The sequence below is a fragment of the Streptomyces sp. 130 genome (assembly GCF_007096885.1).
Lineage (GTDB): Bacteria > Actinomycetota > Actinomycetes > Streptomycetales > Streptomycetaceae > Streptomyces.
This window is the reverse complement of record NZ_VJNO01000007.1, coordinates 51,911-78,023: the sequence shown is the minus strand read 5'-3', so window position 1 is coordinate 78,023 and position 26,113 is coordinate 51,911. Positions and strand designations below refer to the sequence as shown.

At 73.2% G+C, this 26,113-nt stretch carries 23 protein-coding genes and 1 pseudogene; 10 read left to right on the top strand and 14 right to left on the bottom strand.

All coding sequences use genetic code 11. The annotated features are described in order from the left end of the window. Positions 1–54: 54 nt before the first annotated feature. The 5 genes from FKN01_RS08680 to FKN01_RS08660 form a co-directional block, all read right to left on the bottom strand. On the bottom strand, positions 55–990 hold the full coding sequence (locus tag FKN01_RS08680) for a dihydrodipicolinate synthase family protein (protein WP_143618162.1): 936 nt from the start codon (positions 988–990) through the stop codon (positions 55–57). Continuing rightward, on the bottom strand, positions 987–1,976 hold the full coding sequence (locus tag FKN01_RS08675) for an ABC transporter ATP-binding protein (protein WP_143618159.1): 990 nt from the start codon (positions 1,974–1,976) through the stop codon (positions 987–989). The genes FKN01_RS08680 and FKN01_RS08675 overlap by 4 nt, the downstream gene beginning before the upstream one ends. Next, a complete protein-coding gene (locus FKN01_RS08670; protein ID WP_143618157.1) occupies positions 1,973–3,940 on the bottom strand; it encodes a dipeptide/oligopeptide/nickel ABC transporter permease/ATP-binding protein in 1,968 nt (655 codons plus the stop codon). The genes FKN01_RS08675 and FKN01_RS08670 overlap by 4 nt, the downstream gene beginning before the upstream one ends. 1 nt (position 3,941) lies before the next feature. Further along, entirely contained in the window at positions 3,942–4,892 is a 951-nt protein-coding gene (locus FKN01_RS08665; RefSeq protein ID WP_143618155.1) for an ABC transporter permease, read from the bottom strand. A gap of 97 nt (positions 4,893–4,989) precedes the next feature. Next, a complete protein-coding gene (locus FKN01_RS08660; protein WP_143618153.1) occupies positions 4,990–6,585 on the bottom strand; it encodes an ABC transporter substrate-binding protein in 1,596 nt (531 codons plus the stop codon). A gap of 171 nt (positions 6,586–6,756) precedes the next feature. On the opposite strand from FKN01_RS08660, the gene FKN01_RS08655 reads away from it, so the two are divergent. The 3 genes from FKN01_RS08655 to FKN01_RS08645 all read left to right on the top strand — a co-directional run bounded on the left by FKN01_RS08655 (position 6,757) and on the right by FKN01_RS08645 (position 10,195). Beyond that, positions 6,757–7,476, top strand: coding sequence for a FadR/GntR family transcriptional regulator (locus tag FKN01_RS08655; protein ID WP_143618151.1), 720 nt, complete (start codon positions 6,757–6,759; stop codon positions 7,474–7,476). A 263-nt stretch (positions 7,477–7,739) separates the two neighbouring features. Continuing rightward, positions 7,740–8,741, top strand: coding sequence for an acetylxylan esterase (locus tag FKN01_RS08650; protein ID WP_143618149.1), 1,002 nt, complete (start codon positions 7,740–7,742; stop codon positions 8,739–8,741). 17 nt (positions 8,742–8,758) lie between these two features. After that, positions 8,759–10,195 carry an exo-alpha-sialidase gene (locus tag FKN01_RS08645; RefSeq protein WP_143618147.1) on the top strand — a complete coding sequence of 479 codons (1,437 nt, stop codon included), beginning with the start codon at positions 8,759–8,761 and terminating at the stop codon, positions 10,193–10,195. A gap of 12 nt (positions 10,196–10,207) precedes the next feature. Here FKN01_RS08645 and FKN01_RS08640 read toward each other — a convergent pair whose 3' ends face one another. Together FKN01_RS08640 and FKN01_RS08635 are read right to left on the bottom strand one after the other, a co-directional pair. Then, a complete protein-coding gene (locus FKN01_RS08640; RefSeq protein WP_143618145.1) occupies positions 10,208–10,888 on the bottom strand; it encodes an ABC transporter ATP-binding protein in 681 nt (226 codons plus the stop codon). Continuing rightward, positions 10,885–12,000: an FtsX-like permease family protein gene (locus tag FKN01_RS08635; RefSeq protein WP_143618143.1), complete on the bottom strand. Its 1,116-nt coding sequence runs from the start codon at positions 11,998–12,000 to the stop codon at positions 10,885–10,887. The genes FKN01_RS08640 and FKN01_RS08635 overlap by 4 nt, the downstream gene beginning before the upstream one ends. 119 nt (positions 12,001–12,119) lie before the next feature. On the opposite strand from FKN01_RS08635, the gene FKN01_RS08630 reads away from it, so the two are divergent. After that, complete coding sequence (locus tag FKN01_RS08630) at positions 12,120–12,701, top strand: TetR/AcrR family transcriptional regulator (protein ID WP_143618140.1); 582 nt, start codon at positions 12,120–12,122, stop codon at positions 12,699–12,701. Between the two features lie 7 nt (positions 12,702–12,708). Here FKN01_RS08630 and FKN01_RS08625 read toward each other — a convergent pair whose 3' ends face one another. Next, the gene (locus tag FKN01_RS08625; RefSeq protein WP_143618137.1) at positions 12,709–13,398 is read right to left on the bottom strand and encodes a FadR/GntR family transcriptional regulator; all 690 of its coding nucleotides are present in this window, start codon (positions 13,396–13,398) and stop codon (positions 12,709–12,711) included. 103 nt (positions 13,399–13,501) lie between these two features. On the opposite strand from FKN01_RS08625, the gene FKN01_RS08620 reads away from it, so the two are divergent. The 5 genes from FKN01_RS08620 to FKN01_RS08600 all read left to right on the top strand — a co-directional run bounded on the left by FKN01_RS08620 (position 13,502) and on the right by FKN01_RS08600 (position 18,481). Further along, positions 13,502–14,461: a dihydrodipicolinate synthase family protein gene (locus FKN01_RS08620; protein WP_143618135.1), complete on the top strand. Its 960-nt coding sequence runs from the start codon at positions 13,502–13,504 to the stop codon at positions 14,459–14,461. Between the two features lie 212 nt (positions 14,462–14,673). Continuing rightward, on the top strand, positions 14,674–15,636 hold the full coding sequence (locus FKN01_RS08615; protein WP_143618426.1) for an ROK family protein: 963 nt from the start codon (positions 14,674–14,676) through the stop codon (positions 15,634–15,636). Then, complete coding sequence (locus FKN01_RS08610; protein WP_143618133.1) at positions 15,633–16,313, top strand: N-acetylmannosamine-6-phosphate 2-epimerase; 681 nt, start codon at positions 15,633–15,635, stop codon at positions 16,311–16,313. The genes FKN01_RS08615 and FKN01_RS08610 overlap by 4 nt, the downstream gene beginning before the upstream one ends. 62 nt (positions 16,314–16,375) lie before the next feature. Further along, positions 16,376–17,833: a sialate:H+ symport family MFS transporter gene (locus tag FKN01_RS08605; protein WP_143618130.1), complete on the top strand. Its 1,458-nt coding sequence runs from the start codon at positions 16,376–16,378 to the stop codon at positions 17,831–17,833. Positions 17,834–17,959: 126 nt separating this feature from the next. Further along, positions 17,960–18,481, top strand: a complete 522-nt coding sequence (locus FKN01_RS08600; RefSeq protein ID WP_143618128.1) for a cupin domain-containing protein — start codon at positions 17,960–17,962, stop codon at positions 18,479–18,481. 8 nt (positions 18,482–18,489) lie between these two features. Here the strand turns inward: FKN01_RS08600 and FKN01_RS08595 are convergent, their stop codons facing one another. The 6 genes from FKN01_RS08595 to FKN01_RS08570 all read right to left on the bottom strand — a co-directional run bounded on the left by FKN01_RS08595 (position 18,490) and on the right by FKN01_RS08570 (position 25,746). Further along, positions 18,490–19,716, bottom strand: coding sequence for an acetyl-CoA C-acetyltransferase (locus FKN01_RS08595; RefSeq protein ID WP_143618126.1), 1,227 nt, complete (start codon positions 19,714–19,716; stop codon positions 18,490–18,492). Between the two features lie 212 nt (positions 19,717–19,928). Further along, positions 19,929–22,133, bottom strand: a complete 2,205-nt coding sequence (locus FKN01_RS08590; protein ID WP_143618124.1) for a radical SAM protein — start codon at positions 22,131–22,133, stop codon at positions 19,929–19,931. Next, a complete protein-coding gene (locus FKN01_RS08585; protein ID WP_260696821.1) occupies positions 22,130–23,470 on the bottom strand; it encodes an MFS transporter in 1,341 nt (446 codons plus the stop codon). The genes FKN01_RS08590 and FKN01_RS08585 overlap by 4 nt, the downstream gene beginning before the upstream one ends. 26 nt (positions 23,471–23,496) lie before the next feature. Next, positions 23,497–24,090, bottom strand: coding sequence for a flavoprotein (locus FKN01_RS08580; protein WP_143618122.1), 594 nt, complete (start codon positions 24,088–24,090; stop codon positions 23,497–23,499). Continuing rightward, the gene (locus FKN01_RS08575) at positions 24,090–25,454 is read right to left on the bottom strand and encodes a radical SAM/SPASM domain-containing protein (protein ID WP_260696820.1); all 1,365 of its coding nucleotides are present in this window, start codon (positions 25,452–25,454) and stop codon (positions 24,090–24,092) included. The genes FKN01_RS08580 and FKN01_RS08575 overlap by 1 nt, the downstream gene beginning before the upstream one ends. A 94-nt stretch (positions 25,455–25,548) precedes the next feature. Beyond that, positions 25,549–25,746 (bottom strand): aroma-sacti cluster domain-containing protein, encoded by a 198-nt coding sequence (locus FKN01_RS08570; protein WP_143618120.1) that lies wholly within the window; start codon positions 25,744–25,746, stop codon positions 25,549–25,551. Between the two features lie 220 nt (positions 25,747–25,966). Between FKN01_RS08570 and FKN01_RS33030 the strand changes: the two are divergent. Then, positions 25,967–26,110, top strand: a pseudogene (locus FKN01_RS33030) (helix-turn-helix transcriptional regulator); the annotation flags it as partial. Positions 26,111–26,113: the final 3 nt, after the last annotated feature.

The following is a 26,113-nucleotide window of genomic DNA, read 5'->3' as shown; positions in this document are numbered from 1 at the left end:
CGGACAGCCCTGAGCTGTCCGGCCGGACCTCTTGTTTTCCGTGCTGCCTGTCCGTCAGACCGCGCCGAGTCCGGCGCGCTCCAGGCAGGCGGCGACCGCCGCCGTCTCCTCGGCGTCCAGCGGACGCATCGGCGGGCTCATGACGTTGGTGGCGATGATCCCGCGCAGCATCAGCGCGGTCTTGAACGCCCCGAGCCCCGCCGCCGTGGCGGAGGCCGTGCCCGGGCGGGCGGCGCGCACGATGTCGAACAGCGCGACCAGACGGTCCTGTTCGGCGCGGGCGGCGGTCCAGTCACCGCGCACCGCGGCCTCGTGCAGACGTACGTACCCGTGCGGGTCGACGTTGCCGAGCCCCGGCACCGAGCCGTCGGCGCCGCCGAGCATCATCGCGTCGACCACCAGCTCGTGGCCGGTGAGCACGGAGAACCCCGGCAGCCCGCGGGCGCCGATGACCAGCCGGCGGAACGAGCCGTCGTCGCCGCTGGAGTCCTTCACCCCGGCCAGCACCCCGTCGGCGGCCAGCGGCAGCAGCAGTTCCGGGTCGAGCTTGCTGTGTACGCAGACCGGCACGTCGTACGCCAGGACCGGCAGGTCGAGGGCGGCGGCGACGTCCCGGAAGTGGCGGTCGATCTCCGTGGCGTGGGTGCGGGTGTAGAACGGCGCGGTCACGACGACGGCGTCGGCGCCCAGCTCGGCGGCGCGCCGGGCGCGTTCGACCGCCCGGTTGGTGGTGGTCTCGATGGCGCCGACGAGGACCGGCACCTGGCCGCCCGCCGCCGCGGTGACGGCCTCGATGACGCGGTCCTGCTGCCCCGGGGTGAGGTAGGCGGTCTCGCCGGAGCTGCCGAGGGCGAAGAGGCCGGCGACCCCGCCGTCGAGGAGGTGCGCCACGACCCGCTCCAGCGAGGGGAGGTCGAGCTCGCCGTCCGCGGTGAGCGGAGTGACGACGGGCGGGATGACTCCCGTGTAGCGGGCGGTGCGGGCGGTCATGCGGTGCTCCTCGCGGACGGTACGGGGGTCGGGTCGGTCTGGGGGTGGACGCAGTGGTGGCGGTGTCCGCCGGGGCCCTCGGTGCGCTCGGGGAAGGCCGTGGCGCAGGCGTCGTCCGCCTTCCAGCAGCGGGTGCGGAACGGACAGCCGGTCGGCGGGTTGGTGGCCGAGGGGACCGGGCCGGTGAGCACGATGCGCTCGGTGTTCTCCAGCAGGCTGGGTGTGGCCGAGAGCAGTGCCTCGGTGTACGGGTGCGAGGGCGCGCCGGCGACGTCGGCCGCGCGGCCCTCCTCCACGATGCGGCCGAGGTAGAGGACGGCGATGCGGTCGGCGAGGTAGCGGACGGTCTGGATGTCGTGCGAGATGAACACCATGCCGAGGCCGAGGCGCTCGCGCAGGTCGACCAGGAGGTTGAGGACCTGGGCGCGGACCGAGACGTCGAGTGCGGAGGTGGGCTCGTCGGCGACGATCAGCTCGGGTTCCAGGGCCAGCGCGCGGGCGATGGCGACGCGCTGGCGCTGGCCGCCGGAGAGCTGTCCGGGCAGCGCGGCGCGGGTGTGGCCGGGGAGGCCGACCAGGTCGAGGAGTTCGGCGACCCGGGCGGTGCGTGCCTCGCGGGTGCCCCGGCGGTGCACGTCGAGCGGGTCGCGCAGGATCTGCTCGACGGTGAGGCGCGGGTTGAGCGCGGTGGACGGGTCCTGGAAGACGACGCCGACGGCGGAGCCGAAGTCCTGGCGGCGCTGGGTGCCGGTCATCTCCCACAGGTCGCGGCCGTGGAAGGTGACCGTGCCCTCGGTGGGCTTCTGGAGGCCGGTCAGGACCCGGGCGAGGGTGGACTTGCCGCAGCCGGACTCGCCGACGAGGCCGACGATCTCGCCGCGCCTCACCTCCAGGTCCGCGCCGGTGAGGGCGTGGACGGCGTCGCGGCGGAAGACGCCTCCGCTGCGTGCCTTGTGGCGTACGTGGACGCCGTCGAGCCTGATCACAGGGCGCTCCCTTCCAGCTGTGCGGTCTTCGCCGGGTGGTGGCAGGCGAAGCCGTGGTCCCGCGCGGTGGCACGGGCGGTGAGTGCCGGGGTGGTGGTGCGGCACAGTTCGGTGGCGGCGCCGCAGCGTGAGGCGAAGCGGCAGCCGGCGCCGAAGCCCTGGGGGGCGGGGACGACGCCGCGGATCTGGTGCAGCCGGTCGGCGCCGGCCTCCAGCGAGACGACGGAGCCGAGCAGGCCGCGGCTGTAGTGGTGGGTGGGGGCGGTGAGCACGGAGCGGGTGGAGCCGATCTCGGCGAGCCGTCCGGCGTACATCACCGCGACGCGGTGCGAGAGGTCGCCGACGAGTGCGAGGTCGTGCGAGACGAGGACCATGGCGAAGCCGAGCTCCTCGCGGAGCCGTACGAGGAGTTCGACGACCTGGGCCTGGACGGTGACGTCGAGTGCGGTGGTCGGTTCGTCCGCGATGAGCAGGCGGGGGCTGCGGGAGAGGGCCATGGCGATCAGGACGCGCTGGCGCTGGCCGCCGGAGAGTTCGTGCGGGTAGCTGCGCAGGGTGCGTTCGGGTGAGAGGCCGACGAGTTCGAGGAGTTCGGCCGGTGTCTTCGTACCGCCGCGCGAGGTGAGCTGCCTGAGCTGGGTGCCGACGAGTACGGAGGGGTTGAGGGAGGAGAGCGCGTCCTGGTAGACCATCGCGATCTCGGGGCCCATCAGGGCGCGGCGTTCCTTCGGCGGGAGTGCCAGGAGATTGCGGCCCCGGTACAGGATCTCGCCGCTGACCTCGGCGTTGCGGGCGAGGAGGCCCATGACGGCCAGGCTGGTGATGGACTTGCCGCAGCCGGATTCGCCGACGAGGCCGAGGGTCTCGCCCTCGTGGACGGTGAAGGAGAGGGCGTCCACGACCGGCGTGGTGCCGTAGCGGTCGGGGAAGCGGATGGCGAGGTCGCGTACGACGAGGAGCTCGGCGGCGTCCTCGGGGAGCGGGGTGACGGCGGGTTCCTGGGCGTGGACGCGCCCGGCGAGCTTGGCCAGGGCGGCGTCGATGTCCGCGGTGGAGCGGGCTTCGACGGGGTCGGGGGCGGTGGTGGCGCCGGCGGGTGCGGCGGGGCGGGCGGCCCCGGGCGCGGCGGAGGCGTCGGTCAGGCCCTCGGAGAGGATGTTGAGGGCGAGGACGGTGACGAGCAGGGCGAGGCCGGGGAAGAAGGTGGCCCACCAGCCGCCGGCCAGGAGGATCTGCCGGCCGTAGGCGAGGACGCTGCCCCAGCTGGGGTCGGGGTCCTGCACTCCGGCGCCGATGAAGGAGAGGCTGGCCTCGAAGATGATCGCCTCGGCGACCATGACGGTGGCGAACACCATGACCGGGGCCATGCAGTTGACGGCGACGTGCCGGAGCACGATGTAGCCGCGCCGGGCGCCGATGACCTTCTCGGCGGCGACGTAGTCCTCACCGTACTGGGACAGCACGTTGGCGCGGACGACGCGGGCGAGCGAGGGGGTGTAGACGAAGGCGATGGTGAAGATGATGACGGGGACGCTGGTGCCGAAGACGGCGACGAGGACGGCGGCCAGCGCGATCGGCGGGAACGACATCACCACGTCGAGGGTGCGCATCACGGACTCGTCGCCGAGTCTGCGCGAGGTGGCGGCGAGCGCGCCGAGCACGGAGCCGGCGACCAGGGCGACGGCGGTGGCGCCGAGGCCGATGACCAGGGAGTAGCGGGAGCCGTGGACGACGCGGGCGAAGACGTCCCGGCCGGCCCGGTCGGTGCCGAACCAGTGGTCGCCGCTCGGTGCCTGGACGGGGGTTCCGGTGGTGAGCGGGTTCTGGGTGAGCAGCGGGGCGAGGACCGCGCCGAGTACGACGAGGATCAGCACGCCGAGCGCGATGCGGGAGGTGACCGGGAGCGCGCGGAAGGCGATGCCGGGGCGGGAGAGCTTGGTGGTCAGCCGGCTGGTGGCAAACATGTCAGACCGTCCTGATGCGCGGGTTGACCAGCAGGTAGAGCAGGTCGACGATGACGTTGACCACCAGGAACGCGATGGCGATGGTCAGTACGGTGCCCTGGACCAGGGCGACGTCGCCGCCCGTGACACCTTCGAGGATGAGCTTGCCCATGCCGGGCAGGTCGAAGATCGCTTCGATGACGACGGCGCCGCTGAGCAGGTAGCCGACCTTGACGCCGAGCACGGTGAGCGGGGTGACGAGCGCGTTGCGCAGCACCGAGCGGATCACCAGGAGGACGGGCAGGCCGTTGCCGCGGGCGGTGCGGACGTAGTCGCGGTCGAGTTCGGCGACCATCGAGGTCCGTACGAGGCGGGCGAGCGAGGCGGCGACGGGGACGGCGAGCGAGATGGCCGGGAGGGCCATGGAGCGCAGCCAGCCGCTGAAGGAGTCGGCGGGGTTGGTGTAGCCGCCGGTCGGGAAGACGGGGGTGTTCAGGGCGAACTGCTGGATGAGCAGGACGCCGAGCCAGAACGAGGGGATGGCGACCCCGGCCATGGACAGCACCCGGAAGAGCTGGTCGGGCCAGCGGTCGCGGTACATCGCGCCGAGCACACCGGCGACGACGGCGAGGACGATCGCGAGGATCAGGCCGAGGACCGTCAGCTGGAGGGTGAGCGGGAAGGCGGCGGTGATGCGGTCGGCGACGGGCTGGCTGGGCGGGACGGTCATGCCGAGGTCGAGGTGGAGCAGCTGCCCGAGGAAGTGGAAGTAGCGCACGGGCAGCGGGTCGTTGAGGCCGTTGGCCTCGGCGAAGGCCGCACGGGCCTCGGGTGTGGCGCTCTCCCCGAGCGCGTTGAAGGCCGGGTCGACCGGCGAGAACTGCAGCACCACGAAGACGAGCAGCGCGATGCCGAGGATCATCACCGGCATCATCGCGACGCGGCGCAGCGCGAGCCGGAGAAAAGCAACCATCGTCGGGTTCCTTGCGGTTGGGCGGTCCGGTCCGGGACGCCGGGTGGGGTGGCCGTACGTCCCGGACCGGGGTTTCGGGCGGGGGCTGACGAAGCCCTCAGCCGCGGCTGACGTCCAGGAAGGACAGGCCCGTGGTGGGCAGCGGCTTGAAGCCGGGGAGCGCCTTCTCGTTCCAGGCGGTGGGCAGCTTGCGGTGCAGGATCGGATAGAGCGCTGCCTCGTCGGCGACGAGGTCGGTGACCTGGCCCCACAGCTCCCTGCGCTTCGCCTCGTCGGCGGCCTGCGCGGCCTTGTCGAGGGTCTGGCGCACCTTCTTGTACGCGGCGGACTTGCCCCAGCCGTAGCGGCTCTCGGGCCAGAAGCCGTAGTAGAACCAGCGGAGCAGCAGGTCGGCGTCGTTTCCGAAGACGGACGGGTCGCCGGGGGCGACGAGGACGTCGAAGTCGCCCTTGTCGATCTTCGCGTACTGGGCCGGGGACTGGGCGATGCTGAGCGTGACCTTGACGCCGGCGGCCTCCCAGCTCTCCTTGAGCAGGGGGGCGATGTCCTTGACCCAGCCGGTGTCGGTGGTCAGGACGGTGAAGGAGAGGCCCTTGGCGCCCGCCTCGGCCAGGAGCTTCTTCGCCTTGTCCACGTCGTGCGTGTAGACGGTGGCGGCCTTGTGGTAGTCGGGGTGGGTGGCGGGGACGTAGCCGGTGGCGGCGGTGGCGTTGCCGACCATGGCGGTGGAGATGATCTTCTCGGTGTCCAGGGCGTAGTGCAGGGCCTGGCGCACCCGCTTGTCGGCGAACCGCTCGTCGGCCGTGTTGAACATGAGGAAGAGCAGGCCGAAGGACTGCACCGACTCGGTTTTCGCGGACCCGGACAGGCGCTTGACGTCGATGTAGGGCACGTCCTCGATGGCCTGGACGCGGCCCGACTCCATGGCGCTGACGCGGGCCGACTGGTCGGACATCAGGCGCCAGACCATCTTCTTGGCCTTGGCGGGGTGTGCGCCGTTGTACTTGTCGTACGCCTCGAAGACGATCTTGTCCTCGCGGGTGGCGGAGACGAACTTGTACGGGCCGGAGCCGACGGGTTTGGCGTCGAAGGCCTTGGGGTCGGGCTCGACGATCTTCTTCGGCACGATCCGGGCCACGGCGATGCGGGACGGGAAGAGCGCGAAGGGGTACTTGAGTGTGAACTCGACCGTGGCCTGGTCGACGGCCTTCACGGTGTCGATGAAGGGCACGAACTGGGCCATCAGGGAGGCGTTCTCCGGGTCCAGGATGCGTTCGAAGCTGAACACCACGTCGTCGGCGGTGACGGGCGAGCCGTCGTGGAAGGTCGCGCCCTCGCGGAGCGTGGCGCGGTAGGTGGTGGCGTTGATCTTCTTCGGCATCTCGGTGGCGAGTGCGGGCCGGGCCACGAGCGTTGCCGGGTCGAGGTCCACCAGGCCCTCGAAGATGTGCATGTTGGCGGCGTACGGGGTCGCGCCCGAGGTGATCATGGGGTCGAAGCCGGTCGACAGCGGGTAGGACAGGCCGGCCTCGATGAGGTCGCTGCCGCCGCCCTTGCCGGTCGAGCCGTTGGCGGTCGAGGACGGGCCGCCGCACGCGGACAGGCCGGCCGTGATGGCGGCCGCGGCGCCGATGACGCCGGTGTGACGCAGGAAGGTGCGGCGCTCGACACCGGCTGATCTCAGCTCGGGCACGGGTCCTCCAGGGACTTGAGGTGGGGCGTCTGGGACGGGTGACGGGGGGCTGGCGCGGGTTCGCGCGAGGGCCGCGGAACCCTTCGCATCAGACGTCAGATGTCTGATGCCTTGATAGCGTGGGAACGTAGCTTGACAATCGAGAGGGGTCAAGAGGTGGGGAGTTCACATATGTCCGGAACGAAAGCCGGCCGGCAGCTGCTCCGGCAGGAAGTCGTGGACGGCATCAAGCGGTACATCCTCGACGAACGGCTCCGCCCCGGGGACCCGCTGCCCACCGAGCCCGCGCTGTGCGAGGCGCTCGGCGCCAGCCGCTCCAGCGTCCGCGAGGCCGTCAAGATCCTCGACGCGCTGGACATCGTGGACGTCCGGCACGGCCACGGCACCTACGTCGGCCGGCTGAGCCTGTCCGCGCTCGTGGAGAGCCTGACCTTCCGGGGCCTCCTCTCCCCCGACGACGACTTCCAGGTCATGGCCGACCTGGTCGACGTGCGCGAGCTGTTCGAGCGCGGGATGGCCGACCGGATCGTCTCGCGGCTCAGCGCGGACCAGCTGGACGCGCTGGACGCCCTGGTGGCCACCATGCGCGAGACGGGCGCCCAGGAGGGGCACGGCTTCGTGGACGCCGACCGCACCTTCCACGCCCTCCTCGTGGCCCCGCTGGGCAACGAGCTGATCGGCCAGCTCTCGATGGCCTTCTGGGACGTGTACACGATCGTCGCGCCGCACCTGGACGGGTTCACGCAGGCCGACGAGACCGAGACGATCACCGCCCACCAGAACATCGTGGACGCCGCGCGGGCCGGTGACATCACCGGGTTCATGAAGGCGCTCGGCGAGCACTACGCGCCCGTGCGCCGGCGGATCGCCGAGGCCCGCGCCCGGAGCTGAGCCGCCGCGCTGAGCCGTCGCGCCGTACTGCCGCGCCGGGCCGCCGCTTCGAGCCGCCGCGCCGGGCCGGCCGGCCGCCCCGGACGGTCCCGGGCGGGTCCGGGCGGGTCCGGGCGGGTCCGGGCGGTCCCGGAACACCCCTTGACGGCCGCCTCGGGCGGTGCCTAGGGTCCGTGTGCCGACAGGACATCAGACGTCATGCATCTGATGTCGAGGCTCCACGCCCCGGCACCTTCCGCGCCACGCCCCAGGAGGGCACCTCCATGCCGTTGACGGACCTCTCGCTCGACGCCTGCCGCGACTACCGGCCGCCGCTGCCCGTCCCCGCGGACTTCGACGCCTTCTGGTCCCGGACCCTGGCGGAGGCCCGCGCCCATGCCTCCGGCAAGCCCCTGTTCGCCGAGGTACGCACCGGGCTCACCCAGATCCGCACGTACGACGTGACGATCCCGGGCTTCGCCGGGCAGCCGGTGCGCGGCTGGCTGCGGATGCCCGCCGGGGCGGCCGAACCCCTGGGCTGCGTGGTGGATTTCCTGGGCTACGGGCGCGGCCGGGGCCTGGCCCACGAGAACCTGCTGTGGGCCTCGGCCGGTCACGCCCACCTGCTGATGGACACCCGGGGGCAGGGCTGGGCGGCGGCCGGCGGAGCCACCGCCGATCCGGACGGGGGCGCTCCGGGCGTGGTGCCCGGCTTCCTGACCCGGGGCGTCGAGAGCCCCGGAACGTACTACTACCGGCGGCTGTTCACCGACGCGGTGCGGTGCGTCGACGCGGTGCGGGAGCACCCGGAGATCGACCCGGACCGGATCGTGGTGACCGGGGTCAGCCAGGGCGGCGGCATCGCGCTGGCCGTCGCCGGGCTGGTGCCGGGGCTCGCCGGGGTCATGCCGGACGTGCCGTTCCTGTGCAACGTCCGCCGGGGCGCCGAGATCGCGGGGCGCCCCCCGTACACCGAGATCGCCGAATACCTCAAGCTGCACCGCGACCGCACCGAGCAGGTCTTCGCCACGCTCGCGTACTTCGATGCCGCACTGCACGCCACCCGGGCCACGGCCCCCGCGCTGTTCTCCATCGCGATGATGGACGACATCTGCCCGCCCTCCACCTGCTTCACCGCCTACAACGGCTACGCCGGGCCCAAGGACGTACGGGTCTATCCGTTCAACGGCCACGAGGGCGGCGCGGAGTACCAGCAGCGGGAGCAACTGGCCTGGGTGGCCTCCCTGTTCACCGGCCTGTCATCGGGGCAGGCCGGTCGCTCCTGACGAGAGAGAGATCGTCCATGCAGCGAACCGTCCCTGTCGCCCTGCTCGGCGCCGCCCTGCTGGTCGTCACCACGACCAGCACCGCGCAGGCCGCGTCACCCGCCCCCGGCACGCTCACGTCCCAGGACCTGACCGTCGACGGCGTCGGCTCCCCCCACTACCGCATCCCGGCCCTCACCACGTCGAACAGGGGCACCCTGCTCGCCGCGTACGACGCCCGGCCGACGCTGGGCGACCTGCCGTCCAACATCGGGATCGTGCTCCGGCGCAGCACCGACGGCGGGACGACCTGGCAGGCTCAGCAGGTGGTCCGCAAGGACGCCGCGCCCAAGGGCTACGGGGACCCGAGCCTGCTGGTCGACCGGGTCACCGGGCGGATCTTCCTGTTCTACGCGGCCGGTGAGAACCAGGGCTTCTTCGGCTCGGCCACCGGCAACGACGAGACCGATCCGGACGTACTCCAGGCCGACTACAGCTACTCCGACGACGACGGGCTCACCTGGACCCACCGCCGGATCACCCAGCAGATCAAGAACCCCGCCTGGGGCGGGATGTTCGCCTCGTCCGGCGAGGGCATCCAGCTGCGCAACGGCCCGCACCGGGGCCGGCTGATCCAGCAGTACGCCATCCGGAACAACGGCGCCAACTACGCGGTCAGCGCGTACAGCGACGACCACGGCGACACGTGGCACATGGGCACCCCGGTCGGTCCGGGCGGCGACGAGAACAAGACCGTCGAGCTGAACGACGGCACGGTCATGCTCAACAACCGCTCCGCGCCCTACCGTACGGTCGCGTACTCCTCGGACGGCGGGGTCACGTACACGCCGTTCGTCCAGGACACCGAGCTGCCCGACCCGGCGAACAACGGCTCGGTCATGCGGTACGCCCCCGACGCGCCGGCCTCCGACCCGCAGTCCTCCTGGCTGCTGTTCAGCAACACCGAGGCCACCTCGCGCAAGAACCTCACGGTCAAGATGTCCTGCGACAACGGGAAGACCTGGCCGATCAAGAAGGTCGTGGACCCGGGCGCCGCCGCCTACTCCACGCTGACCCGGCTCCCGGACGGGCGGCTCGGGCTGCTCTACGAACGCGGGAACTACGAACACATCACCTACTCCTCGTTCGACCTGAAGTGGCTCGGCGGCACCTGCGCGGACATCACCCTCACCCCGCCGGCCACCCTGAAGGCGGGCACGACCGCCGAGATCACCGTCCGGGTCGTCAACCGGATGGACGTCCGCCGCGACGCGGGCACGGTCGAGCTGACCGTGCCCGCGGGCTGGACGACGAAGCCGGTGGCGTTCCCGGCGACCGGGCCGGGCGAGGGCGCCAATGTGAAGGTCCCCGTGACCATCCCGGCCGGCGCCTCCGGTGACGTGAGGCTGACGGCGACGTACCGGGCGAGCGGGAAGACCGCGTCGGGGAGCGCGACGGTGACGGTCACGCCGTAACCGCCGCGCCCGTCACGCGGTCAGCGTGGCCATGTCCACGACCCGGCCGGCCGCCTCGGCGACCGCCGGGTCGTGGGTGGCGACGACGGTGACGCAGTGGTCCTCGCGGGTGCGCTCGGCCAGCAGCGCGGCCAGCTCGCCCGCCTGGGACCGGTCGACGGCCGCGGTGGGCTCGTCCACCAGGAGCAGCCGGGGCGCCAGGAAGAGCGCGCGGGCCAGGGCGACGCGCTGGCGTTCGCCGCCGGACAGCTGCTCGGGGCGGTGGCGCAGCCGATGCCCCAGGCCGACCGCGCGCAGCGCCTCCTCGGCCCGGGCCCGGTGCGTGCGGGGACTGCGGCCGCCGATGTACGCGGCGGCCAGGAGCTGTTCGACCGCGGGGAGGGCGGAGAGCAGGTTGCCGCTCTGGAACATGTAGCCGATGTGGTCGCGGCGGACCCGGGCGCGCCCGGCGTCGGTGAGGGCCGCCAGGTCGTCGCCGCCGAGCAGGACCCGGCCGGCCGAGGGCCGCAGCAGGGCGCCCGCCACGGCCAGCAGCGAGGACTTGCCGGAGCCGGAGGGGCCGACGAGGGCGGTCAGCACGCCCGGTTCGAAGGTGAGGGCCAGGCCCTCGAAGACGGTGGTACGGGTGTCGCCCCGCCCGAAGGAGACGGTGACGCCGTCCAGTTCGAGCGTGCGGGGCGTCGGGGCGTTCATCGGTTGGCTCCCAGCATGGTCAACGGGTCGGCGGCGGTGACCCGCCGCAGGGTGAGCGCGGTGCCGGCGAGCCCCACGGCCGCGACGGTGCACATGGTGGTGACGAGGGTGGTGGCCGGCAGGCTGAAGGGCACCTGCTCCCCGACGAGCAGGCCGACCGCCGCCGCGAGGACGGCGCCGAGGGCGGTGCCGGCCACGACGACCAGGGCCGCCTGGACGACGGTGTGGGCGAGCAGCCGCCGGCGGGAGGCGCCGAGGGCGCGGAGCAGGGCGAGTTCGGGTCCGCGCTGCACGGTCCAGACGGCGAAGAAGGCGCCGACGACGAGCGGGGCGATCAGGTAGAGGAAGACCTGGATCGAGGTCATCGTGACGCGCTCCCCGGTGTAGCCGGGGGCCGCCTCGTACGCCTCCTGCCTGGTGAGCGTGGTGGTGGAGTGGCGCTCGTCCAGGTCCGCCGCCGGGGTGGCGGGCGGGGTGCGCAGCGCCAGGGCGCTGATCTCGTCGGGGACGGCTGCGGCGGCGGGGGCGCCGGGCGTGCTGAACCGGATGCGCTGCCAGGTCTTCAGCGGCACGTAGGCGGCGGGCACATGGCCGTAGCTCAGGCGTCCGGTGGTCCCGACGACGCGGAGCCGGACGCCGAGGCGGTCGATGACGAGGGTGTCGCCGACGGCCACCCCCTCGTCGGTGAGCGCGTCGGAGATCACGACGGTGCCGGCGTCGGCCGTGGTGAGCCGGCTGCCGCCGGTGACGGCGGGGCTGAGGAAGCCGTCCGGCTCGACCCCGAAGGCGGCGAGGTCGACCTCGGCGCCCCGGTCGGTCGTGCCGCGGGTGATGGAGACGCCGAGCGGCGTGGCGTCGGTGCCCGCGTCCGTACGCCAGGCGGCGGCGGTCCTGGCGTCGAGGAGGCTCCGGGCGAACTGGTCGGAGCGGGCGTCGGACGAGAAGACCAGGTGGGAGGCGGGCAGCGCGCGCAGGGCCGAGACGGTGTCGTCGCCGAGTCCGGTGGTGAAACCGGAGACGATGCCGACGAGGGCGGCGACGAGCACCACGACGGAGCCCATGAGCGCGAAGCGCCCTCGGGCGGCGCGCAGCTCCAGCAGTGCGAGGAACACGGCGGTTCCCTTCGGGGTATCGGTTTAGGGACGGTGCGTCGCCAACATAGATGATGGGGACACACCGTCCCTAAGTGGGGGCCGGTCCAACGGGGGCGCGGGGCTTCTAGACTGGGCGGATGCCCCGGATCAGCGCCGCCACGGTCGCCGAGCACCACGCCCAGCAGCGGCTGGCCCTGGTGCGGGCGGCGCGCGAGCTGCTGGAGGGCGGCGACGCGGAGGCGGTCACCTTCGCGGCGGTGGCCCGGGCCACGGGCCTGGCGCGCAACAGCGTCTACAAGTACTTCCCGGGCCGGCCGGAGCTCTTCGCGGCCGTGGTCGAGGACGCGCTGCCCCGCTGGACGGACGCCATCGAGGCCGGGATGGCGGCGGCGCGCACGCCCCGGGAGCGGATCGCCGCGTATGTGTCGGCGCAGCTCGAGCTGGTGCGGACCGGTGAGCACCGGATCGCGCGGGCGCTGGCGGGGGTGCGGGACGCGAAGCTGGTACGGGAGAGCGCGGGCCGGGTGCACGGGGCGCTGCTCACGCCGCTGACCGAGGCGCTCACCGAGCTGGGCGAGGAGGACCCGCGCCGCACGGCGGTCCTGCTCCAGGGCATCGTGAACGCCGCCACGACGGCGATCGAGGCGGGCGACGACTGCGCGGCGGTCTCCGAGCGCGCGGTGCGCATGGCGGTCAGGGCGGTCACGGGCGAGCCCTGAGCCCCCGTCACCCCGCGGTCAGCCGGTCCCGGATGCCGTCGAAGTGGGTGCGCATGGCCCGGACCGCGCGCTCCCCGTCGGCCGCCGCCACCGCCTCCACGATCTCGCGGTGCTGGCGGCAGGTGACCCACGGGTCCTGGTGGCCGTCGTCGAAGTCCTCGCGCACCCGGTCCATCGCGGCCCAGAAGGCGTCCAGCACCTCGCTGAGCAGGTGGTTGTCGAGCCCGGCGTAGAGCGCGAGGTGGAAGGCCCGGTCCGTGGCGCGGGCGACCCGGCCGCCGTCCGCCGCCTCGGCCTCCATCTTCGCGACGAGCGCGCGCAGCACGCCGAGGTCTTCCTCCGGAACGCCGGCCGCGACGGACCCGACGAGCCCGGCCTCCAGCGCCTCGCGCACCTTCATCAGCTCGGCCAGGCCCGGTTCGCCCTGGCGGTGGCGGACGGCCGCCCGGAAGGCCAGGCCCTCGGCGAACGGCGACAGGGAGAGCGAGCCCACGAAGGTCCCGTAACCCCGGCGGATCTCCACGACCTTGACCGCCTGGAGCGACTTCAGGGCCTCGCGCACGGAGACCCGGCCGGCCTCGAAGAGGTCCATCAGCTCGGTCTCGGTGGGCAGGACGTCGCCGGGGGCGAGGCCGCGCTCCAGGATGAGCTCCTTGACCCTGCGCTCGATGTCCTGAGCCATGGTGGGCCGCGCCACAACGTCCTCCCGAGGTGCTGGTGCCCCTTGACCGTTCGCAGGAGCGTCTGATTAAGGTACCGCAGACATAAGACATCTTACGTCTCACGTCTGGAGCCTTCCTATGTCCCTGCCCGCACCGCTGCGCGGCGTCGTCCCGCCGGTCTGCACCCCGCTCGATTCGCACGGGGAGATCGACACCGCCTCGCTCGCCCGGCTCGTGGAACACCTCATCGGCGGCGGCGTGCACGGGCTGTTCGCCCTCGGGTCGACCAGCGAGGTCGCCTACCTCACCGACGAGCAGCGCGCCACGGTCCTGGAGACCGTCGTCAACGCCACCGACGGCCGGGTCCCGGTCCTCGCCGGGGTCATCGACACCACCACGTCCCGGGTCGCCGAGCACGCCAGGGCCGCCGCCGGCCTCGGCGCGGACGCCCTGGTCGCGACCGCGCCCTTCTACACCCGCACCCACCCGCGCGAGATCGCCGCGCACTTCCGCCGGCTGCGCGCCGAGGTGGACCTGCCGCTGTTCGCGTACGACATCCCGGTCGCCGTGCACAGCAAGCTCTCCGCCGCCCTGGTCCGCGAACTGGCCGAGGACGGCACGCTGGCCGGCCTCAAGGACAGCAGCGGCGACGAGGGCGGGCTGCGCCGGCTCGTCGTGGAGCTCGGCGGCCGCGAGGGCCGGGCGCACGGACCGGTGCCGGGCTTCAGCATCCTCACCGGTTCCGAACTGACCGTGGACGCGGCCCTGCTGGCCGGCGCCGACGGGGTCGTCCCGGGCATCGGCAATGTCGACCCGGCCGGTTACGTACGGCTCTACGAAGCCGCGCGCGCCGGTGACTGGTCGCTGGCGGCCAAGGAGCAGGAGCGGTTGGTCGAGCTGTTCGCGATGGTCGACGCGGGCCCGGAGGCGGACATGGGCCGCAGCTCGTCGGCGCTCGGCTCGTTCAAGGCGGCGCTGCAGCTGCTCGGGGTCATCGAGTGCGGCGACACGGTGTTCCCGCAGATCCAGCTGTCGGCGGAGTCCGTCGCGTACGTCTCCGGGCGGCTGCGCGACGCGGGCCTGCCGCCGGTCCGATGACGGCTCCGGTGACGGCCGCGGGGGCGGGTTCGATGACGGCCGCGGGGGCGGCTGCGGGGGCGGGTCCCACGACGGCCCCCGTGACGGCTCCGATGACGGCCGCGGGGGCGGCTGCGGGGGCGGGTCCCATGACGGGCCCCGTGACGGCTCCGGTGACGGCCGCAGGGGCGGCTGCGGGGGCGGGTCCCACGACGGGCCCCGCGACGGCCGCGATGGCGGCCCCCGTGGCGCTTCCGGAGCGGCGGCCGGTCGTCGGTCTGGATCTGGGCGGTACGAAGATCGCCGCCGCGCTGTTCGGCGCGGACGGCACGGTGACGGCCCGGTGCTCCCGGCCCACTCCGGCCCGCAGCGGCGCGGCGGCGGTGCTCGACGCGCTCGCGGCGGCCGTCGCCGAGGTCGACCCCGGCCGCACCGCGTCCGTGCTCGGCGTCGCGGCGGCCGGGGTGATCGATCCCCGTACCGGCACGGTCACCAGCGCCACCGACGCGATCCGGGGCTGGGCCGGGACCCCGCTGGGCACCGGCCTGGCGGACCGCACCGGATACGCGGTGGCCTGCGACAACGACGTCCGCGCCACGGCGGGCCCGGAGCTGGACGCGCTGCGCGCCGAGCACGGCGGCCACGCCTCGCTGCTGTTCGCGGCGATCGGGACGGGCGTCGGCGGCGCGCTCGCGGCGGACGGCCGGATGGTGCACGGCGCGGCCGGCATCGCCGGGCACCTGGGCCACCTGCCGAGCCCGGAGGCGGCCGGGCTGCCCTGCACCTGCGGGGCCGCCGGCCATCTGGAGGTCATCGCCTCCGGGCCCGGGATCGCCGCCCACTACGAGCGGCTGACCGGCGCGCCCGTGGACCGCCTGGAGACGGTCGCCGCGCGCGCCGCCGAGGGCGACGCGGAGGCCGTCACCGCGATCACCACGGGCGCCTCGGCCGCCGGGCGGGTGCTCGGCGGGCTCGCCAACGCCCTCGGGCCCGACCGCGTCGTCGTCGGCGGCGGGGTCCCGCGCATCGGGCCGCTGTACACCGAGGCGCTGCGCGACGCTTTCGCGGCCGAGCTGATGGCGCCGCTGCGCGGGCTCGTCCCGCACGCCCCGCTCTTCGGCCACGACGCGGCCGTGCTCGGCGCGGCGGCCCTCACCCTCACCAGTCCCCTCCACCACCCGGGAGCTCTTCGATGAACGCACAGGAACTGGCCGCCGCCCTCCGGGGCAAGCTGATCGTGTCCTGCCAGGCGCCTCCGGGCGACCCGATGCGGGACACCGCCACGCTGGTGCGGCTGGCCCGGTCGGCGGCGGCCGGCGGCGGCGCGGCGATCCGGGCCAACGAGCCGGAGGTCGTCGCCGCGATCACCGCCGCCGTGGACCTGCCGGTCGTCGGGCTGTGGAAGGACGGCGACCTCGGCGTCTACATCACGCCGACCGTCCGGCACGCCCTCGCGGTCGCGGAGGCCGGGGCGGCCGTCGTCGCGGCGGACGCCACCGACCGGCCGCGCCCCGACGGCTCGACGTTCGCGGAGCTGGTCGAGGCGGTCCACGCGGCGGGCGCGCTGGTCATGGCCGACGTCTCCACCCTCGCCGAGGGCGTCACCGCCGCCCGGCTCGGCGCGGACTTCGTCTCCACCACCCTGTCCGGCTATGTGCCCGGGCAGCCGAAGCGGACCGGGCCCGACCTGGACCTGGTCGCCGCTCTCGCCGCCGCGATCGACGCACCGGTCGTCGCCGAAGGCCGTATCAACACCCCCGAGGACGCGGCCGAGGCCCTGGCGCGCGGCGCGCACAGTGTCGTCGTCGGTACCGCCATCACCGCGCCGACAGCCCTCACCGCCCGCTTCGTGACGGGCCTCACCCGGCGCTGAACTGCCCCTTTTCGCGGGACGGCTGTTCAAAGGTGAACACCGTCGCGCATTCTGGAGTCACCGTGCACACCACCACACCCCCCGCGCTCCCCTGGTACCGCCAGGTGAGCGGCACCCAGTGGAAGTCCTTCTTCGCCGCCTGGATCGGCTATGTCCTCGACGGCTTCGACTTCGTGCTGATCACCCTCGTGCTGACCGAGATCAGCGACGACTTCGGCCTGAGCACGGTGCAGGCGGCCAGCCTGATCTCCGGTGCCTTCATCACCCGCTGGCTCGGCGGCGCCGTGCTCGGCGCCCTCGGCGACCGCTACGGGCGGAAGCTGTCGATGGTGGCGAGCATCCTGCTGTATTCGCTGGGCACCTTCGCCTGCGGGTTCGCGTGGAACTACCACAGCCTGTTCGCCGCCCGGCTGGCCATCGGCATGGGCATGGCCGGCGAGTACAGCGCCAGCTCCACGTACGTGATGGAGAGCTGGCCGCCCGCCCTGCGCAACCGGGCCAGCGGCTTCCTGATCTCCGGCTTCTCGGTGGGCTCGGTGCTGGCCGCCCAGGTGTACGACTGGGTGGTGCCCTCGCTCGGCTGGCGCTGGATGTTCTACCTGGGGCTGATCCCGATCGCCGTCGCGCTGTGGATGCGGCGGGCGCTGCCGGAGGCGGAGGAGTGGACGGAGTCCGTCGCGGACGAGGGCGCGAAGCCCAACCCGTTCCGGCCGCTGTTCCTGACCCCGCGCCGGGCGGCCGTCAACACGGTCCTGGTGGCCGTCGCCACGCTCTCCCTCTTCCTGGTCTTCACACCGGGCGGCGCGGGCATGGTGCCGGTGCTCTCGGTGGTCGCCGGGATATCCCTGGCGGCGCTCGCGGTGCAGCTGGGCGGGAAGCGCGGCTGGGTGCTCTATCTGTCGATGATCGTGACGCTGTTCTTCGCGTTCCTGTACTCCTGGCCGATCCAGGCCCTGCTGCCGACCTATCTGAAGACGGAGCTGGGCTACTCGACGGACCAGGTCACCGACGTCCTGTACTTCGCGGGCTTCGGAACCATGGCCGGCTGCTGGCTGGCCGGCTTCCTCGGCGACTGGATCGGCACGAAGAAGGCGTACGCGCTGACGCTGCTGGCCTCGCTCGCCTTCGTCTACCCGGTGTTCGCGGTGGAGGACAACCTGCTGCTGCTCGGCGCCCTGCTCTTCCTGCTCCAGGCGACCAGCTTCGGCATCTCCGGCCTCCTCCCCCGCTACATCGGCGGCCACTTCCCGACCCGCAGCCGGGGCGCCGCGCTCGGCTTCACCTACAACGTGGGCGCGCTGGGCGGGGCGGTCGCGCCGGTGCTCGGCGCACATCTGGCGTCGGGGATGAGCCTCGGGCAGGCCCTGGCGGTGCTGACCTTCGCGGGCACGGTGATCGTGGTGCTGCTGGTCGGCCTCGACGTGCCGGCCCGGCTGAACCGGCTGGCGGACCCGGACGCGGCGGAGGACCACCTGGCGGCGGCTCCGGTGGCGGACGAGCGGGCGGCCGCGAAGCAGTAGGACGATGGTCGGCCGGGACGGGCCCCCGGTCCTGGTCCCCGGCCGGCCGAAGATCGTCCGCGCGCCCGATGGAGTCCGGCCGGGGCGGGCGCGAGGGTGGGTGCACACCGATCGAAGGAGCGCACCATGTCGTACCCGGAGCACCTGGAGTACCCGGAGCCCCGCTACCTCGGCGCCACGGGCGAGGTGAACGCCGTCTTCCGGCCCGCGGACACCCCGCCGGACATCACCTCGCCGGACGGCGGCGCCACCCACTACCTCGCCACCAACGGCTCGACGGGCGGTGAGTACGGGCTGTACAAGGTGGATCTGGCCGCCCGGTCCGCCGGGGCGAAGACCCACTTCCACAAGGCGATGTCGGAGTCGTTCTACGTCCTCTCCGGCGAGATCGAGCTCTGCAACGGCGAGCGGTGGGTGACCGGCCGGACCGGCGACTTCCTGTACGTGCCGGTCGGCGGGCTGCACGCCTTCAGGAACGTCACCGACGAGCCGATGTCGATGCTCATGCTGTTCTCGCCGGGCGCCCCGCGCGAGGAGTACTTCGAGCGGGTCGCGGAGATGTCGCAGCGGGGCGGTGAGGAGCTGAAGCGGTTCCGCGTCCGCCACGACAGCTACTTCGCGGAGGACTTCGGCCCGGAGGCCCGGTAGCCGCCCCGTCAGGGCGCGACGCGCTCGAAGACCGCGGCGAGGCCCTGGCCGCCGCCGATGCACATGGTCTCCAGGCCGTAGCGGGCCTCGCGGCGGTGCAGTTCGCGGGTGAGCGTGGCGAGGATGCGGGCGCCGGTCGCGCCGACCGGGTGGCCGAGCGAGACGCCGGAGCCGTTCACGTTGATCCGCTCCTCGTGGTCCTTCTCGCCGAGGCCCATCTCCCGGGTGCAGGCCAGGACCTGAGCGGCGAACGCCTCGTTCACCTCGATCAGGTCGAGGTCGGCGAGGGTGAGCCCGGCGCGGCCGAGCGCGGCCTCGGTCGCGGGGACGGGCCCGAGGCCCATGGTCGCGGCGGGCACCCCGGCGCGGGCGAAGGAGACCAGCCGGACCAGCGGGGTGAGGCCGAGGCGTTCGGCGGTGGCGGCGCTCGTCACCAGACAGGCGGCCGCCGCGTCGTTCTGGCCGCTGGCGTTGCCCGCGGTGACCGTGGCCTCCGGGTCGGACTTCAGCATGACCGGGCGGAGGGCGGCGAGCTGTTCGGCGGTGGTGTCGGGGCGGGGGTGCTCGTCGGCGGAGACCACCGTTTCGCCCTTCCTGGTCCTGACGGTGACCGGGACCGTCTCCTTCTCGTACCGGCCCTCGGCGGCGGCCAGCCCCGCCCGCCGCTGCGAGCGCAGGGCCAGCGCGTCCTGGTCCGCGCGGCTGATCCCGTACGCCCGGCGCAGGTTCTCGGCGGTCTCGATCATGCCGCCGGGCACCGGGTGGCGGACGCCGCCCGCGGTGACCCGGCCCCGGGCGAGGGCGTCGTGGAGCTGGAGGCCGGGGCCCTTGATGCCCCAGCGCCCGTCGTGCGTGTAGTACGGGGCGCCGCTCATCACGTCGACGCCGCCCGCGATGACGACCTCGCTGAACCCGGCCCGGATCTGCATCGCCGCGTCCAGGACCGCCTGCAGCCCGGAGCCGCAGCGGCGGTCGGTCTGGAGGCCGGTCACCGACTGCGGGAGCCCGGCGTCCAGGGCGGCGACCCGGCCGATCGCGGGCGCCTCCGCAGTCGGGTAGGAGTGGCCGAGGATCACCTCGTCCACCCGGTCGGGGTCGATGCCGGTCCGGGCGACGACCTCGGCGATCACGCGGGCCGCGAGGGCGGCCGGCTTCTCCGCGGCGAACACCCCGCCGAAGCGGCCGATGGGGGTGCGCAGGGGTTCGCAGATCACGACATCGAGGGCGTCGGGCACGGCGGGGCCTTTCCGGGAGACGGGGTGCGCGGGTCTGGGCCCTGTCGTCGCGTTCCCGTCGTCCGCCCGGCGGGCGGGCCGGCAGACGGGAACGCGACGACAGGGCCAGGCACGACCCTCGCACCCGGCGGCGTGACCGGTCCAATACCCAGTTCCCCCGGAACCGAGACGCCGGGCGTCTCAATCGGCCGCCCCGGACGGCTTCGACGGCCTCAGGCGCGGGCCTGTGTCGCGAGCATCAGGCGCAGGGCCCGGGTCACCGCGTTGTCGGCGCCGAAGTCCACGCCGGCGGGCACCTCGACGAGGTCGCCGTGGGCGAGGACCAGGACCCCGCAGGAACCGGGCCGGGCCGTACCGGTGCCGTCGAGCCATTCCGCGTAACCGCCGGACGTGGTGTCCAGGTGCGCCCGGCTGCGCCGGCTGACCTGCGCCAGCAGGTCGCCCACGCCGGTAAGCCCCTCGACGGAGGCGAAGGGGATGGTCACGACCGGTTCCTCGACCAGGCGGACGCGGGGCTGGTCGTCGCGGCCCGGGCCGTCGGGGGTCTCGGGCAGCAGCCCCCGGCCGAAGCGGGCGTGGTACAGCAGGGTGTGCGCGGCGTCGATGCCGCCGACGAAGGGCCGGTCGAAGCTGGTCCTGCGGAAGCCGGCGCTGTGTTCGCGCGGGACGCGGGGGTCCTCGGCCTCCGGCCAGTGCACCTCGCCGGACGCGCGGTCGCGCCAGGGCACATAGCGCCGGATGTCGTCGGAGGCGGAGGTCGGCAGGAGTTCGATGCCGAACCGGGCGGGGTCCTTGGCGACGATGGAGCCGGGGGTCAGCGCGAACAGGCCGATGCCCGCGGTCGTCCACAGCTTCTCGTGGTGCTGGAGGAACTCGTACGTCTCCAGCGCCTCGTCGCGGGTCTCGGTGGGGAAGCCGGTGAAGCCCATCATCTGCGCGGCGATGCCGTGGCGCGCCAGCTCGGCCAGGACGTCCGGCACGGCGTCGATCCGCACCCCCTTGTCGATGAGGTCGAGGACCCGCTGGCTGCCCGACTCGTAGCCGAAGGAGACCGCGACGCAGCCGGAGGCCGCGAGGAGTTCACCGACGGCGCGCTTGGGAAACGTCCGCTCCAGCCGCAGTTCGGCGGACCACCGCAGGTCCAGGGAGGATTCGGCGAGGGCGGCGGCGAGGGTGCGCAGATAGCGGGGGGACATGGCGTCCACCGCGAAGTAGAGCGTCCTGCCGTAGCGGCTCACCTCCCGCAGGTCCTGGAGGACGGCCTCCACGGGGCGTTCCCGCGAGGGCGAGGTCGGCCGGTCGGTGTTGAGGCCGTAGTCGCAGAAGGTGCACTTGTTCCAGTAGCACCCCCGGGTCGGGCTGTAGAGGATCACCGGCTCGGGCGACCAGTACCGGTCCCAGTCCCACACGTCGTACGCCGGGGTTTCGGGCGTCGCCACGCTGCTGTACGCGATGACGGGGTCCGGGCGGCTCCGGGTCATCACGCCGCCGATGCCCTCGAAGGCGTCACCGCCCCGGACCGCGCCGTTCCCGACGGCGTCCAGGATGCCGATGAGGGCGCCCTCGCCCTCGCCCGGAACGATCAGGTCCGCGTCCTGGAAGACCCGCCACGCCGCCGCCGGGTCGGTGGCGTACTTGACCACGTCGCCGACCTCGGTGCCGCCGAAGACGATCACCGTGTCGGGCAGCACGGTCCGGATCAGGCGGGCCATCCGCAGGGCGACGGGCAGCTGGCTGGTGTAGTTGACCGAGAGCCCGACCACTGCCCAGGGGCGTTCGCGCAGCTTCGGGACGAACTCGTCGGCGAAGTACCCCTCGAAGGGGCGGGCCACGGCGGCCGGGACCGCGGGGTCGGACAGGTCCGCGGTGCTGCACAGGTTGACGGCGGACTTCACCCGCATCGAGAAGCCGTCCGCCGCGCCGGGCGGCATCTCCAGGGCGATCAGCTCCCACCACCGGCTCGTCACCGCGACCGCCTGCGCGTAGGTCGGCGGGTGGTAGAAGTCCTCGGGGTCCTGGAACACCCGGATCGCGTCGCGCGCCGAGGTGGCGGTCAGCCCCTCGGCGGCCAGCGCCTGCCGGTAGCGGATCTCGTCGTACCGGCGGGGGGCGCCGGACCTCGCCTCGATCTCGGCGCGCAGGGCGCGGGCGGCCGTGAGCGCGGCGCCGAAGCGCGCGGGGTCGGCGAGATAGGTGAAGGCGTCGAGGTTGGCGTCCACGCAGGCGTACTCGGTGTGGCCGGCCGCCCTGGCGGCGCCCACGAGGTACGGGATCGAGTGGTAGGCGGTCGTCGGGTCGGTCACCGGCGGGTTGACCAGCAGGTACGCGGTGTCGCCGGTGCCCCGCCCGGGCCGCGGGCCGCCGTGGCCGGGGGCGTTCTTCAACCGCTCCATGCCCAACGGGACGAAGACGCTCATCGCTGTGACTCCTGACTGTTGTCCCGCGCCGGATGCGTGGAGCGGGCGGCCGGGGCCCCGGCCGGTACGGCGACCGGTGGGGCGTACTCGGTGTCGGCGCGGTGCTCGCGGAACACCCGCTGGGTGAGCGCGGCCAGCACGGTGAGGGCGATGGCCCCGCCCGCCACCGGGAAGAAGGGGGCCGCGCCGAGGTGGCGCACCCCGAAGCCGGCCACCGCGACGGAGACCGGGAAGGTGCCCATGACGGCCAGCATGACCAGGCTCATGACCCGGCCGATGAGCGCGGACGGTGCCCAGACCTGGAGCATCGTGACCACGACGATGTTCTGCCAGCCGCTGGCCAGGGCGTACACGCAGACACACACCGCGGCGCCGGCCAGCCCCCCGGCGTACGGGACGGCGGCCAGGGCGATGCCCATGACGACCGCGAGCGTGGCGAACAGGTAGGCGGGCGACCGCACCGGACGGCTGCGGGCGGCGACCAGGGAGCCGGCCAGCCCGCCCAGGCTCAGGCAGGTCAGCAGGATTCCGTAGCCGGTGGCGCCCATGCCCTGGTGGGCCAGTTCCGGCAGCGCCACCTCGATCGTGCCGTTGAAGGCCAGGTTGCAGACGAGGGCCACCACGAGGACGACGTGCAGCAGCCTTCCGTGGCGCAGCAGTTCCGGGAAGGTCACCTTGCGGGCCGGGGCCTCGTCGGCGGCGTCGGGGCCGTCGTGTTCGGGCGCGTCCGCGCCGGTGCGTATCCGGGCGAGGACCAGCGCCGAGACGAGGAAGGACGCGGCGTCGACCGTGAGCGCCGGGCCGGCGTCGAAGGCGGCCACCAGGGCGCCGCCCGCGGTGGGGCCGAGGAGTCCGCCGACCTGGTTGACCATGGTCGACAGGGCGTTGCCCCGGCCGAGGTCCTCCTTGCGCAGCAGGGCGGGCAGGAGGGTGTAGGAGGCGGGGATGAACATCCCGGAGCAGGCGCCCAGGACGACGGCGATGGGGGCGAGCTGGCCCAGCGTCGGCGTCCCGGCCGAGGCGAGCACCGCGAGGAGGCCGACGGCCGCGGCGCGCACCAGGTCGGTCATGAGCATGACTCGTCGGCCGCCGATCCGGTCGGCCACCACCCCGCCCAGCGGGATGGTGACGACGCGGGGGATGCCGTAGCAGGCCAGGACCGTGCCGAGCAGGACCGGGCCGCCGTCGCCGGAGAGGATCAGCCAGGGCAGCGCGACGGCGTAGCAGTAGTCGCCGACCGTGGAGGAGAGCTGTCCGGCGAGCAGCAGCCGGAAGCCGCGCACGGACATGGGTCCGCCCGTCAGTGCCGTACGGAGCCGCTGTCCGGCCGCTGCCACGTCTTCTCCTTCTGCTGGGTGGGTGCTCAGCCGCCGAGCGGGCCGACCGGCATGTCCAGGAACTCGCCGATCACCGCCGTCACGGTGGCGGGCGGCGGCAGCCCGAGGTTCTTGCGTACGTCTCCCGCGGCGATCTGCCAGCCGGCCGCGGGCACCGGGTCCACGACGGCGTGGCCGTCCGCGCGCAGCCGGTCCACGTTGCGGCGGACGGCCGGGCGCTGCCACATCAGGCTGTTCATGCTCGGGAAGAACACCACCGGGCGTTCATGGGCGAGCAGTGCGGAGCTGAGGAGTCCGGAGGCGAGGCCGTTGGCCGCCTGGCCGAGCATGTTGGCGGTGGCGGGCAGGACGACGAACCGGTCCGCCCAGACGGCCGGGGCGACATGACCGGTCGTCAGCTCGTCCTCGCCGTCGCAGTACACGTCCCGGCACAGCAGCCGCATGGTCGCGGCCGGGATCAGCGCGGCGGCGGAGCGGGTCATGGCCATACGGATCTCGACGCCGGGTCCGAGGCCGGTGCGCAGGGCCATGAGGTACTGCGGCACGGCGAGTACGTTGCCCGAGCCGCAGACGCCGATGAGCAGCCGGCGCGGGGCGTCCGGGCCGGTCTCCGCCGTCATCACCGGGCTCCGGCGGGCTCACCGGCCACCCGCAGACCGCATTCGGCGGCGATGAGGTCGAACCGGTCCTGGACGTTGTACTTGTAGGAGGGGCAGGGCGGGTGCCCCTCCTGCCACGCCTTGGGGCAGGAGCCGCCGCAGGTGGGCATGAAGACGCAGCCCTTGCACCAGGTGGTGCCCTCGGCGATCTCGTCGTTCCAGCCGTCGAAGGGGCCCAGCGGCCGGACCGGTTCGGTGCCCGCCCGGTCGATGTGCGTCAGCGCGAGGGTGCGCTCGGCCTCGGGAACGAGGGGGTACTCGCTGCACGAGAAGATGTTGCCGGTGCTGCTGATGATCTCGGACGAGCGGGTCGTGGCGGGGCACAGGACCTTGTGCACGTCGGTCGGCAGCAGCTGTGTGTGCAGCCCGTGACCGGTGAGCAGCCTGAGCCAGCCCGTCTCGCGTTCGGCGAAGTTCTGTTTGGACACCTCGATCGCCGATACGTCGTTTCCCCACGAGTGCACGGGACGGATCGAGAAGGAGACGCGCGGATGACTGAATCCCAGCTCCGCCATCAGCTCGACATAGCGGGGCACGGCGTCCTGGTTGTGCACATCGACATTCGTCCGGAAGGAGAAATGGGCCGGGCCGAGATCGGGCTCGTCGAGCACGGCACGCACCGCGCGCACGATGTTCCAGAAAGATCCGCGCCCGCTTTTCAGTGGCCGGTGTTCATTGTGTATGTCCGGCGGCCCGTCGATCGTGATCTCGAAATGGGTGACACCGCAGGAGCGGATGAGCGTGTTGATTTTCGCGGCGGTGAGCAGGGAGCCGTTGGTGACGATCACCGAGGAGTAGGCGACGCCGTGCTCGGCGGCGGCGGCGACGAACCGCGGGGCGAGGTCGCGGATGACCGCGTAGCCCATCATCGGTTCGGCCCCGAACCAGTCGATGCGGGCGCTGCGGGTCCGCGGTGCGGTCACGGCGCGCAGCACGCGGTCGCGCACCCGGTCGCGGTGGTCGCGGGAGAGGCCGCCCCGGGTGTGCTCCTGGCCGCAGTAGGCGCAGCCCATGTTGCAGTAGGAGGTCGGCAGCAGGGCGATGTGCACCGCCGAACGGTCCGCCGAGGCGCGCCGGTTGCGGTCGAGCACGGCGGACAGCTCGTCCTCGCCGGCCGGGACCAGCAGCTGGGCCGCGCGCAGGGCGCCGGTCCAGGCCGGGGCCAGCGCGGCGGCGTCGCCGGCCTCCAGTGCCCGCGCGGTGGGGAGGTCGACCGCGACGGTGCTCGCGGTGCGGGTGCTGTACGCGAGCCGCACCGGGACGCCGGTGGCGTCGGCGTACGCGCGGTCGCTCAGCACCAGGTATCTGCTGACTCGGTCCATCATCACGCTCCCACTGGGTGTCCGGACGCACGGCGGTCGGGCGCCTCGTCTCCGCCGGGTCCGGCGGCCGGTGCCGCCGGACCCGTCAGAGCCGGGATCAGCAGAGAACGTTGACCTGGTTGTCGTTCACCTGGCCCTCGACCGCGGCCGACACGGCGTTGAGCCGGGCCTGGATCGAGCCGAGGACCGCGACCTCGTCCGGGCTGAGGGCGTTGAAGACCTCGCGCTCGGAGTCCGACAGCAGGTCGACCGGGGTGCCGGCGCTGCGCAGCGCGTCGAGGGGTGCTTGCGACATGGGTCACTCCTTCGTGGAGACGGTCACGGGCTGGTGCAACGGCAAGGCTGCTCCGGCGCCCCCCGGGTTCACATCCCTCGATCGACTATGAATCGGTGCGTGAGAGATCCCGCTCAAGGCGTTCTTGTCCGGAACATGACCCGCAGCTACTCTGACCCCGGGAGTGAGGAAATCCCCCTGCCGGCCCATGCTTTGCTCACCGAAATGAGGGGTAAAGGGTTTGACCAGGCGTGAGATTCTGATCGCTTCGCTCGTGGCCGCCGGCTACTCGAACCGGGATATCGCCGAAGCTCTCTGCATCAGCCCGCACACGGTAGCGGCTCACTTATGCAACATGCTCCGAAGAACGGGCGCGTCCAACCGTACG